Annotated in this window: 12 protein-coding genes; 6 read left to right on the plus strand and 6 right to left on the minus strand. The window is 59.6% G+C overall.

All coding sequences use genetic code 11. The features are described 5' to 3' along the window. Window positions 1–84: 84 nt before the first annotated feature. Both H6B15_RS00355 and H6B15_RS00360 read right to left on the minus strand, forming a co-directional pair. On the minus strand, window positions 85–1,464 hold the full coding sequence (locus tag H6B15_RS00355; RefSeq protein ID WP_204644937.1) for a sensor histidine kinase: 1,380 nt from the start codon (window positions 1,462–1,464) through the stop codon (window positions 85–87). 2 nt (window positions 1,465–1,466) lie between these two features. Then, window positions 1,467–2,180: a response regulator transcription factor gene (locus H6B15_RS00360; protein ID WP_204644939.1), complete on the minus strand. Its 714-nt coding sequence runs from the start codon at window positions 2,178–2,180 to the stop codon at window positions 1,467–1,469. Window positions 2,181–2,370: 190 nt separating this feature from the next. Between H6B15_RS00360 and H6B15_RS00365 the strand changes: the two genes are divergently transcribed. The 6 genes from H6B15_RS00365 to H6B15_RS00390 all read left to right on the plus strand — a co-directional run bounded on the left by H6B15_RS00365 (window position 2,371) and on the right by H6B15_RS00390 (window position 6,556). Next, window positions 2,371–3,294, plus strand: a complete 924-nt coding sequence (locus H6B15_RS00365; protein WP_204644941.1) for an ABC transporter ATP-binding protein — start codon at window positions 2,371–2,373, stop codon at window positions 3,292–3,294. Continuing rightward, window positions 3,295–4,041 carry an ABC transporter permease gene (locus H6B15_RS00370; RefSeq protein WP_204644942.1) on the plus strand — a complete coding sequence of 249 codons (747 nt, stop codon included), beginning with the start codon at window positions 3,295–3,297 and terminating at the stop codon, window positions 4,039–4,041. A 3-nt stretch (window positions 4,042–4,044) separates the two neighbouring features. Then, window positions 4,045–4,782 carry an ABC transporter permease gene (locus tag H6B15_RS00375; protein ID WP_204644943.1) on the plus strand — a complete coding sequence of 246 codons (738 nt, stop codon included), beginning with the start codon at window positions 4,045–4,047 and terminating at the stop codon, window positions 4,780–4,782. A 72-nt stretch (window positions 4,783–4,854) separates the two neighbouring features. Next, window positions 4,855–5,247: a hypothetical protein gene (locus H6B15_RS00380; RefSeq protein WP_204644944.1), complete on the plus strand. Its 393-nt coding sequence runs from the start codon at window positions 4,855–4,857 to the stop codon at window positions 5,245–5,247. A gap of 125 nt (window positions 5,248–5,372) precedes the next feature. After that, window positions 5,373–5,870, plus strand: a complete 498-nt coding sequence (locus H6B15_RS00385) for a sigma-70 family RNA polymerase sigma factor (protein WP_204644945.1) — start codon at window positions 5,373–5,375, stop codon at window positions 5,868–5,870. Further along, on the plus strand, window positions 5,867–6,556 hold the full coding sequence (locus tag H6B15_RS00390; protein ID WP_204644946.1) for a zf-HC2 domain-containing protein: 690 nt from the start codon (window positions 5,867–5,869) through the stop codon (window positions 6,554–6,556). Before H6B15_RS00385 ends, H6B15_RS00390 begins: the two co-directional genes overlap by 4 nt. Before the next feature lie 76 nt (window positions 6,557–6,632). Here H6B15_RS00390 and H6B15_RS00395 read toward each other — a convergent pair whose 3' ends face one another. The 4 genes from H6B15_RS00395 to H6B15_RS00410 all read right to left on the minus strand — a co-directional run bounded on the left by H6B15_RS00395 (window position 6,633) and on the right by H6B15_RS00410 (window position 11,635). Then, the gene (locus tag H6B15_RS00395; RefSeq protein WP_204644949.1) at window positions 6,633–7,955 is read right to left on the minus strand and encodes a pyrimidine-nucleoside phosphorylase; all 1,323 of its coding nucleotides are present in this window, start codon (window positions 7,953–7,955) and stop codon (window positions 6,633–6,635) included. An 88-nt stretch (window positions 7,956–8,043) separates the two neighbouring features. After that, window positions 8,044–8,961, minus strand: a complete 918-nt coding sequence (locus H6B15_RS00400; protein ID WP_204644950.1) for an ABC transporter permease — start codon at window positions 8,959–8,961, stop codon at window positions 8,044–8,046. Between the two features lies 1 nt (window position 8,962). After that, the gene (locus H6B15_RS00405; RefSeq protein ID WP_243424203.1) at window positions 8,963–10,117 is read right to left on the minus strand and encodes an ABC transporter permease; all 1,155 of its coding nucleotides are present in this window, start codon (window positions 10,115–10,117) and stop codon (window positions 8,963–8,965) included. Between the two features lie 3 nt (window positions 10,118–10,120). After that, a complete protein-coding gene (locus H6B15_RS00410) occupies window positions 10,121–11,635 on the minus strand; it encodes an ABC transporter ATP-binding protein (protein WP_204645173.1) in 1,515 nt (504 codons plus the stop codon). Window positions 11,636–11,691: the final 56 nt, after the last annotated feature.

An 11,691-nucleotide genomic window follows, 5' to 3' on the forward strand; every position in this document is an offset into this window, starting at 1 on the left:
ATCATTCAAATTGACAAACAGAAGGCGCCCCGCCCCCGCTCCGCTTTGTGCGGAACGGGTTGGCGGGGCGCCTTTTTTATCTGTTCAGCTTTCCTCGGCTTCCAGGGGAAGACGGATGACGGTGCGGGCACCATGGGGTTCGTTGTTTCCGAATTCTACCCGGCCGCCGTGGGCCTGTATGATCTGCACCACAATGTGAAGGCCCAGCACGTGCGGCGCGGGATCCGGCTGCGGATTGCCTTCCAGAACCGACAGCACCGCAGGCGGGTAGCCGCTGCCGTTGTCCGTAACGATGACGACCAGTTCCGATGCTTCCCGCCGGGCGTGGACGGCAATTTCGCACCCCGGATTGTGCCGGGCACTGTTGCCCAGCAGGTTGGAAAAAGCCCGGCCCAGAAGTCCTTCATCCGCGCGCAGAGTCAGTGCTTCCGCATCGGGGGCCAGGTCAAAATCCAGAGAACAGGCTTCCCCATAACCGGAATTGCAGAAATCGGTGACCGCCCTGCGCAGCAATTCTCCCGCCCGTACCGTCTTCAGGCGCAGGGGCTGGGCGTTATATTGCAGCTTGCTGGTCAGGTTCAGGTCTTCAATCAGGCGGCGAATGGTTTGCCCCTGGACCCGGATGGCCCCCGCCTTGGCCTGCTGGGCCGCCGGCACCGCCGGGTCGTGTTCCAGCTGTTCGGCATACCCGAAAATCAGGGACAACGGCGTGCGGATATCATGGCTGACCCCGGCAATCCAGTCGGTTCGGGCAGCGTCCCTCCGGGCGATGATGGTATTCTGACGCTGCAGAAGGGCGCTGGTCTGGTTCAGTTTGCGAGCTACCTCGGCGGTAAAGCCGGTAGCAGGCAGCTGTACCGCCCCGCCGGCTGCCAACGTATCCAGCCCATTGGCCACACTGGTCAACGCCTTGGCGCCTCGCCAGCTGAACACCATACACCCGGCCACAATCAAAGCCACAACGGCCAGCAGCGTGGGCACAATGCCCCGATAAATTCCCCGGAACAGTTCGGTGTAGGAGTAAAAGCTGTACCGGAACATGGTACCTGGCGTTCTGCCCAGCACCAGCAAACCGTTTTCGGTGATCCAGCAGAACACCGGATAGTCATCCAGGTACCAGCGGGTGAAGGAGGCCACGTCGGTGACGGTGTAGGTGCGGTCCAGTTGGGGCGGCAGGTCGTACCGCCACACCACATTTCCCTGCTCATCCAACAGCATGGCCCACTCATACCCGTACAGCCATTCCTCCTGGGTGTTTTCCCCATCCAGATGGTACCCATCCTCACCCCGGACCAAGGCCCGGGCAATCTGCTCCGCGCTGTACCGGACGTTTTCCTGGTATTTATCGGCGTAATAAGCCACAATGCCCCCAAACGCAGCCAGTATGGCAATCATCAACGCCAGCACGCCCGCCGCCACCGCCAGGGCGTAGCGGCGCAGCATCCGGCCGAAGGTGCGTATCATCCTTATTCCTCCGTGATCAGTTTGTATCCCAGCCCCCGGGCCGTTATCAGGCTTTGCGGATGGGAAGGGTCGGCTTCCACCTTTTCCCGCAGATGCCGGATGTGCACGTTCAGGCTGTTTTCATAACCGTAATACCCCTGTCCCCACACCGACTGGCACACCGCGTCGTAGGTGACGATGTGTCCCCGGTTGTCCGCCAGCTTTTGCAGAATGGCCCGCTCGGTACCGGTCAGGGTCAGCAGCGTTCCGTCTTCACGCTGCACCGAAGCATCCCCCAGTTCCACCCTACAGGCCGCCAGGTGCAGCACATCCGTCCGTCCCCTTTGTCCGCGCTGTCCCCAGACCCGGCGCAGAATCAGTTGAATGCGCAAAAGCAGTTCCTGGGTGAGAAAGGGCTTGGTCAGATAATCGTCCGCCCCCAGTCCCAGGCCAAACAGACGGTCGGCGTCGGCATCCCGGGCCGACAGGAACAAAACGGGAATCTCCCCTTCCCCGTTCAGTTCCCGGAACAGGGAAAAACCGTCCCCGTCCGGCAGGTTGATGTCCAGCACCATCAAGCCGGGGCGGGCCTTGGCAAAAACCTGTCTGGCCTGGGCGCAGGTTTCCGCCGTGCGCAGCCGGGTATACCCGGCCCCGCGCAGCGTCTGGCACAAAAGGTCCAGCAATTCCCGGTTGTCATCTATCAGCAGGATCTCCACATCCTGAATACGCTGCATGCTTATATCCTCTCTTCCCTTTGTATGGAACGCTTATATTATACGCTCCCTGTCACGGCATGGCCATCTTCCCGGGCAAAATTTAAGGCAAAATTAAGCCCGGCATCACCCCGGATTAAGGCCGGCCTTGTATGCTGTGAACAGAGAGGTTGCCAAGCAACCCTCGCCATGCGAAAGGAGAAAACATGCCATGACCAATATCATAGAGACCCATGATCTGTGCAAGATCTACGGCAGCCACGCCGCGGTGGAACATCTGGACCTGGTGGTACCACAGGGGAGCGTGTACGGCTTTATCGGGCCGAACGGTGCGGGTAAAAGCACCACCATGAAAATGCTGCTGGGACTGATCCATCCCACCCAAGGCACCGTGCAACTGCTGGGGCAGCCGATGAACGACCGCAACCGTCTTTCCATTCTGCGCCATACCGGCAGCCTGATCGAATCACCCGCCGGGTACGCCCATCTGACCGCCCAGGAGAATCTGCAGATAGTGGCGGATCTGAAGCAGGTTCCCCGCAAGGATATTGACCGGGTGCTGGAGATCGTCCATCTGCGGGAATACCGGCGGCGTAAGGTCGGGCAGTATTCTCTGGGCATGCGTCAGCGCCTGGGCATTGCCCAGGCGCTGCTGGGCAGCCCGGAACTTCTGATACTGGATGAGCCCACCAACGGCCTGGACCCTGCCGGGATCCAGGAGATGCGCAGCCTGATTGCCGAGATGCCCTCCAGTTGCGGTGCCACGGTGCTGATTTCCAGTCACCTGCTCAGCGAACTGGAGATGATTGTGGACCGGGTGGGCGTCATCAACAACGGCCGACTGCTGTTTCAAGGGCCGCTGGACCAGCTGCGCCGGCACAGCCGGGGAGATATCCTGCTGGAAACCCTGGACCCGGACCGGGCCCGTCAGGTGCTTCTCGCCAACCGGGTTCGCGTCCGCGACGGCAATTCTCCCCAGTGCCTGATACTGCCCGCCCTGACCGATGCACCTCTGGCCGAACTGGTGCGGCGACTGGCCGACCAGGGCGCCGGTGTGGTGGGGGTGACACGGCGTACCAAGACGCTGGAAGAAATCTTCCTGAGTCTGACCGAACACGGCGAGGAGGTGGGCTGAATGAAAGTCTTTTGGGCCGAGATCCAGAAAGCCCATCGCCGCCATGATCTGCCTGTAGCGGTGGGCGTTGCGCTGATTGTGGTGTTGTGGGCTTCCGCCAGTTCCCCCACCACCGCCGACGAATTGGCCACCGGATACAGCGGGCTGCTGTACACCCTGCCTATCATGAATGCGGTGGTCATGCCGGTGGGGATGGCGGCCCTGGCCAGCCGCATCTGGGACGCCGAGACCAAGGGCCAGACCTGCAAACTGCTGTTCACCCTGCAAAGCCGGGACAGCCTGTTTGCCGCCAAAGTTGCTCTGGGCATGCTGGAGAATCTGCTGGTCTGTGCTCTGGAATGTCTGGCTCTGCCCCTGCTGGGAGCATTCCGGGGTTTTACCGAATCCGTAAACGCCGGACTCTGTGTATGGCTGGTACTGTGTACCTTCTGCGTGAACGGCATGCTGTATTTTCTTTCCTTCCTGCTCAGCATCCGGGTGGAAAATCAGGTGGCAGCTTTGGCGGTGGGATTTTGCGGTGCCCTGATCGGGCTGTTTGCTGCCTTTATGCCCCGTTGGTTTTCCTATCTGGTTCCCTTCGGTTACTATGTACCTTTGAGCCCTGTGGGGATGAACTGGGATTCCGATACCCGCATTGCGGAATTTTTTGTGCGTCCGCTGTGTCTGCCTTTGCTGGCGGGCACAGTGATTCTGGCGGCAGCGCTGGCCTTGCTGTGCCGCCGGGCAATCCGGAACAAGGAGGTATAAGCTATGCTGCTGCGCTGTATTCTGGCCGAAAACCGCAAACTGCACGGTGCGGCCATCTGGCTGGTGTTTCTGATTGTGCCGATGCTGTCGGCTTTGTACGGGACCTTCAATTTTTTGCAGAACCTGGAACTGCTGGACTTCGACTGGTACAATCTATGGACCCAGCACACCCTGTTCTACACTCTCTTTTTCTTCGCCCCCATGGTAGGGGTGTACGCCGCCTACCTGTGGCGGCTGGAACACCTGGGCCACAACTGGAACCTGATCATGTCCGCTCCGGTACATCGTTCCTATCTGTTTGTGGCCAAATTCCTGGTGGTGGCCAAGATGACCCTGCTGACCCAAGGGTGGGTATTTCTTCTGTATCTGGCGGCCGGCAAACTGTGGGCCCGGCTGCCGGGCTGGCCGCCTGCCCAGATCATTCTGTGGCTGCTGCGCGGGGTATTGGGCAGTCTGGGCGTGATTGCCTTTGAACTGTTGCTGGCCATGGTCATCCGCAGTTTTGCCGTACCTGTTCTGGTGGGCCTTGCCGGCGGTGTAAGCGGGATGCTGGCCGTCAGCAAAGGATTGTCCCTGCTGTGGCCCTTTGCCCTGATGCAGGCCGGGATGAACGCCAACCGCAAGGAGGATATGCTGGGCGGGCAGCATCTGCCCTTTGTTCTGGCCTGCCTGGTGTGGGCGGGAATTTTTCTGGCCGTGGCAGCGTTATTGCTGCGGGCACGGGATGTACGCGCGGAATAATTTTTCTGGCTTTTTGAAGGATTTTGCGGTATAATGGGCCGGTAAACCTTGTTGGAGGAGGGACCTTGGCCGATGACTGCCAACGCTGCCGATTTTTCCGGGCCAACCTGCGGACGCCGGTACGAAAAGGAACTGGAAACGCATTTTCGGGATTGCCTGTTGTTTTATCTGGACGGGCGCATCAAGTTTGAACGGTACTGTTACGGTGAAGCCGCCTGTCTGGTGTTCAGTGTGTGGGCCCACGGTTTTGATGAAGACGGCCGGATCCGTTGGGACAAGGAGCCCGAGTTCGAAACCGACCAGAAGGCCCTGCCCCGGGTGCTGACCGATGTGCAGGAAGACGGCACCGCCCTGCAGTTTGACTGCGCCCGTAAACGGTATGTGATGACCGAAGAGTTTGACACCGACAAGATGAACGGCTACAGCCGATTCAAAGTATTTTTGCTTCGACAGACCCATCGCTGATCTGCAAAAACCGGGTATTCCTTCACGGGACACCCGGTTTTTTCTTTTTGGGTGTGTAACGAATTCATATTTCCGGCGTCTAATTTACAGGAACGTTCCCAATCCAAAGCAAGGAGGTGATGCCTGTGAACCGGAAAGACTTTGAGCAGATTTATCTAGAATACTACAAGCCCGTGTACGCTTTTCTGCTGACCCGCTGCGCAGACGAGTCTCTGGCCGCCGACCTGACCCAGGAAACCTTCTTCAAGGCGCTGAAAAGCATCGGACAGTTTCGCGGAGAATCCTCCCTGAATGTGTGGCTGTGCGGCATAGCCAAAAACACCCTGGTCAGCCATTGGCGGCGGCATCGGCGGGAAATGCCGATGGAAGAACCGCTTCTTGCCCAGGATTCACCCGCCTCCGCGCAGCCTTCCCCGGCTGTGGGGGTGGAGGCCGCCGAACAGAAGCTGGATCTGCACCGCGCGCTGCACGCCCTGCCGGAACCGTATCGGGAAGTATTCTGGCTGCGGGTATACGGAGAACTTTCTTTTGCAGACATTGCTGCGCTGTTTCAGAAAACCGAGACCTGGGCACGGGTGACCTTTTACCGTGCCCGCACCAAACTGAAGGAGGCCTTGACATGACTCTTCCCTGCTATCTGGTCCGGGACCTGCTGCCGCTGTACCACGACAACCTGTGTGCGCCGGACACCGCAAAGGATGTGAGCAAGCACCTGGAAACCTGCGAAAGCTGCCGCACCGCCCTGCAAGCCCTGGACATGCCCGACGGCGCTTCTCCCACGTATGAAGAAGAGGATCTGCAGCGGGCGCAGGCTCTGCAACTGCTGCACCGCAGGCTGCTCCGCAGCCGGGTCCTTACGGTGCTTGTTTCCGCGCTGGCGGTTCTTCTGCTTCTGGTTGCGGGGGCCTATTTCACCCATGCTTATTTTTCCACCCGGTATCTGGATGCCGACCCGGCAGCGCTTCAGGTCAGCCGGGAAAATGATGTTCTGTATCTGGCGTCCGGTTCCGGCGTGAAAGCCAACCGCATGAGCGCCACCGTATGCGAATACGGCGGCGACACTGTGGTAGTATTCAGTGTATACGGCAGTGTGTGGGACAGCTGGTTCGGCAGCGGTTTGCCCGCCGGCGGGCTGAACCTGGTGCGCAACGGTGAGGTGAAAAAGGCCTACTACCTGCCCTACCGGGACTATCTGTCCGTGTTTGACCGTTCCGATCCGGAATCGGCCGTGTTTCTCACCGAGAATTCGGAACTGACGGCTCTGCCCCCCGATGCCGTGCTCATGTGGCAGGCCGGAACGAATGGCTGAGGCCCCACCCAAAAAACACAGCAAAAAACCTCCCGGCCACCGTCTGGATACGGCTACCGGGAGGTTTTTATGTATTTCAGAACCGTTCCACACCCTGGGGGGTAACCCGGGCATAGATCAGCGGCGGTTCCGCCGGCTTTTGCGCCCCGATGGTCAGGCTGCGGCAGAAGGTTGCCTCCGCACCGCGGAACAGCGCGGGATCATCGGCGTACAGGGTGGCAATGGCCTGCCCGCTGTGCACCGCATCCCCCAGTTTTTTGTGCAGGACAATGCCCGCGGCAAAATCGATGGTATCTTCCTTGGTTTGCCGCCCAGCCCCCAGCAGTACGCTGGCAACGCCGATGTCCTCCACATTGTGGGCGGTGATATAACCGTCGGCCCGGGCGGAAATATCATACGAATAGCGGGCTTTGGGGAATCTGGACGGGTCTTTCAGCACCGACGTGTCCCCGCCCTGGGCTTCAAACATCTGGCAGCATTTGGCAAAGGCGGTGCCATTGTTGAGCACCGATTCTGCCAGCGCCCGGCAGGTCTTGAAGTCCCCCTTGCCGGCCAGCAGCAACATGTTGGTGGCCAGCTGCAGGCAGACCTCGGTGAGGTCTGCGGGGCCTTTGCCCTGCAGCACGGCCATGCTCTCCTGTACTTCCAGGGCGTTGCCGATGTTATGGCCCAGCGGCCGGTCCATATCGGTGATGAGTGCTGCCATCTTGCGCCCATGGGCCGTGCCGATGGAGACCATCAGACGGGCCAGTTCAATGGCATCGTCCAGGTTCTGCATGAAAGCGCCGGTGCCCATGGTCACATCCAGCAGAATGGCGTCCGAACCGGCAGCCAGCTTTTTGGACATGATGGAGGAAGCAATCAGCGGAATACAGCCCACCGTGGCCGTCACATCCCGCAGGGCATACAGCTTTTTATCGGCCACGGCAATCTCACCGCTCTGGCCGATGACCGACAGCCCGATGCGCCGCACCTGGGCAAAGAATTCTTCCTGGGTGAGAGACGTACGGGTGCCGGGCACCGCTTCCATCTTGTCGATGGTGCCGCCGGTATGCCCCAACCCCCGGCCGCTCATCTTGGCCACCGGCACACCGCAGGCCGCCACAATGGGCGCCACCACCAGGGTGGTCTTGTCCCCTACCCCGCCGGTGGAGTGCTTGTCCACCTTGATGCCGGGAATGGGAGAAAGATCCACCATATCCCCGGAATGGGCCATGACTTCGGTGAGGATGGCGGTCTCGGCATCGGTCATCCCTTTGAGATAGATCGCCATAAGCAGCGCACTCATCTGATAATCGGGGATGGTGCCCGCCACATAGCCGTTGACGGCAAAGGCGATTTCTTCGTCGGAAAGGACGTTGCCGTCCCGCTTGCTGGCAATGATGTCGTACATGCGCATGTTGTGGTCCCCCTTTCGGAGCGCCGCCGCGCAGCGGCAAAAACAGAGAAATGCCGCCCGCAGACGGCATTTCGTGGGTTTGGATGAATCAGCGGCTGCCCTTGTCGTAGGGGATGCCTTCGGCCTTGGGGGCCATGCTGTTCTTGCTGGTGAAGGCCAGGATGACCATGGAGGCAATGAAGGGCATCATATTGTAGATGTTGGACGACCAGCCCAACTGGGACAGGATGGTGGCATCCGCAATATTGGCCAGGCTCTTGAACACGGCAAAGAACATGGCCGCACCGAAGATGTGCACGGGCTTCCACTGGCCGAAGATCATGACCGCCAGTGCCAGGAAACCGGTGCCGGCCACGCCGACCTCAAAGTTCCAGGTCTGCACGCTGGGAATGATATACGCCAGGCCGCCGATGCCGCCCAGCAGGCCGGAAATCAGCACGCCGCTGTAGCGCATCTTGTAGACATTGATGCCCACCGAGTCCGCAGCCTGAGGATGCTCGCCGCAGGCGCGCAGGCGCAGGCCGAACCGGGTCTTGTACATCACGATATAGCTGATGACAAGCAGCACGATGCCCAGCGGCACGAAAACGCTGAGTTCCAGACCACCGATCTTGAACAGAAACGCATTGTTGGTGTAATCGATCTTGGCGGAGGTGGAACCGTTGAAGTTCTTGGCCAGGATGATGGCAATGGCGGTGGCCAGCATATTCAAGGCTGTACCGCCGATGGTTTGGTCGGCTTTCAGGTGTATGGAGGCAAAGGCCAGCAGTAAGGAGAAGACCATACCGGACAATGCCGCCACCAGAATGGACACCGCCACGATGACGAAGGCCGGCAGCGAGTTGGGCAGCATGGCCACCGCCAGAACGCCGCCCAGGCCACCGATGACCATGATGCCTTCCAGCGCGATGTTGATGATGCCGGAATGTTCGCTGAACATGCCGCCCAGCGCCACCAGCATCAGGACAATGCCATACAACAGGGTATACTTGATCAGCAGCAGCATGTCATTTGCCCTCCTTCTTGGTCTGTGCGGCCGGTTCGGCATTGGCGTCCGGGGCATCCTTGTCCGCATGGAGTTTCTTGGCGATGACGCCGCGGAACAGCATGGCGAAGGCACACAGATAGATGATGATACCGGAAATCAGGTCGGCGATCTCGGTGGGGAAATAGCGGGTAGGCAGGAAGCTGCCGCCCACCGTGATGTGCGAGATGAACAGCGAGGAGAAAATCGTGCCGATGGGGTTGGAGGACGCCAGCAACGCGGTGGCGATTCCGTTGAAGCCCATGGCCGGCAGGCTGGTGCTGTTCAGGGGGTTCCATTCGGCACCGGCGGACAGGTACAGCAGTCCGGCGCCAAAACCGGCCAGCGCCCCCGCGATGGTCATGGACAGGATGACATTTTTCTTTTCGTTGATACCGGCGTACCGGGCCGCATTCTTGTTCAGGCCCACCGCCTTGAGTTCATAGCCGAAGGTGGTTTTTTCCAGAATCACCCACACCACAACAGCCGCCGCGATGGCCAGGAAGATGGCGATGGTGGTGCTGGACGTATGGAAGAGGTCGGACAAACCGCAGGACGGAATCAGCGCGCCGGGCGCACGGTCCGCCAGTTTCCAGGTGCGGGTGTTGTTGGCGTCGTACATGGCGCCGGTACCGCGGGCGTAGATGATCTCGTTGACCATATACAGCCCGATCCAGTTGAACATGATGGAGGTGATGACCTCGTTGATGTTCAGATATGCCTTGAAGATGCCGGGAATGGCGCCCCAGACCGCGCCGAACAGGGCGGAGGCCAGCAGGCAGACATACCAGGGCAGGTTGAGGATCAGGGCGCAGTACAGCGCGCCGAAGGCCCCCAGGGTATACTGTCCGGCTGCGCCGATGTTGAACAGGCCGGTTTTGAAGGCAAAGGCCACCGAAAGACCGGTCATGATCAGGGGGGCGGAGTTGGTCAGGGTCTTGCCCACACCGTAGGGGAAGTCATAAAAACCGCCCTGGATGATGCGCAGGAACCCCTGGTCCCAGGCATGGCCGGGATTGATGATGAAGAGTGCCACCAGGCCGACCACCAGGCCGATCAGGATGCACAGAAGAGCGGCCAGCACACTGCTGCTGCGCTGCAGCATGCCTGCGCCCAGATTGCTTTTGTTACGGCTCATGGCTTACTGTGCCTCCTTTCCCTGCTTTTTGGCACCGGCCATATACAGGCCCAGTTCCTGCACCGTGGTGGTTTTGGGATCAAATTCGCCCACAATCTCGCCTTCGTACATGACCAGGATGCGGTCGGACAGGTTCATGACCTCATCCAGTTCCAGGCTGACCAGCAGCACCGCTTTGCCCTTGTCCCGTTCGGCCACGATCTGTTTGTGGATATATTCGATGGCGCCCACGTCCAGGCCGCGGGTGGGCTGAACCGCCACCAGCAGTTTGGGGTCCTTATCGATTTCCCGGGCAATGATGGCTTTCTGCTGGTTGCCGCCGGACATGCTGCGGGCGATGGTCACACTCCCCTGCCCGCTGCGCACGTCGTACTGCTTGATCAGGCGGTCGGAATATTCCCGCACAGCGGCCTTGTTGATGAAGCCGCCCTTCTGGAACTGGGGTTCCCAGTACCGCTGCAGGACCATGTTGTTTTCCAGGGAGTAATCCAGCACCAGACCGTATTTGTGGCGGTCTTCGGGGATATGGCTCATGCCGTCCTTGGAGCGCTGGCGGATGCTGGCATGGGTGATATCCTTGCCGTCCAGGGTCAGGGTGCCATGGGTGACCTTTTCCAGACCGGTGAGGCCGTATACCAGTTCGGTCTGGCCGTTGCCTTCGATACCGGCCAGGCAGACGATCTCGCCGCCGCGCACGTCAAAGGACACGCCGCGCACGGCATCCTTCTTGTGCACGCGGCCGGGCACGGTCATATCCCGCACCGACAACACCACATCTCCCACCTTGGCGGGGGCTTTTTCCACCGCGAACTGCACATCGCGGCCCACCATCATGCGGGAAAGCTCTTCCTTGGTGGTCTCGGCGATATTCACGGTGCCGATGCCCTTGCCCTTGCGCAGAACGGTGCAGCGGTCCGCCACCTCCATGATCTCGTTGAGCTTGTGGGTGATGAACAGGATGCTCTTGCCTTCCTTCTTGAAGCCCTTCATGATCTCTATGAGTTCATCGATTTCCTGGGGCGTCAGCACCGCCGTGGGCTCGTCAAAGATCAGGATTTCGTTGTCCCGGTACAGCATCTTCAGAATTTCCACACGCTGCTGCATGCCCACCGAGATATCGCTGATGAGGGCATCCGGGTCCACACGCAGGCCGTATTTTTCGGAAAGTTCCACAACCTTTTTCCGGGCAACTTCCTTCTGCAGAAAACCGGCCTTGCAGGGTTCCACGCCCAGCATGATATTGTCCAGAACGCTGAAGCATTCCACCAGCTTGAAGTGCTGGTGCACCATGCCGATTCCCAGGTCGTTGGCCACATTGGGGTCCTTGATGTTTACCTCTTTGCCGTTCTTTTTGATGACGCCCTGTTCAGGCTGGTACAGACCAAACAATACGCTCATCAGCGTGGATTTTCCCGCGCCGTTTTCGCCCAGAAGGGCATGCACTTCGCCCCGGCGCAGCTGCAGGGTCACATCATCATTGGCCTTGATGCCGGGAAATTCCTTGGTGATGTGAAGCATTTCGATTACGAAATCCTCTGCCAATCTGCTCACGCTCCTTTCGAAATATATTTCTT

This window comes from Gemmiger formicilis, assembly GCF_016900095.1.
Lineage (GTDB): Bacteria > Bacillota > Clostridia > Oscillospirales > Ruminococcaceae > Gemmiger > Gemmiger formicilis_A.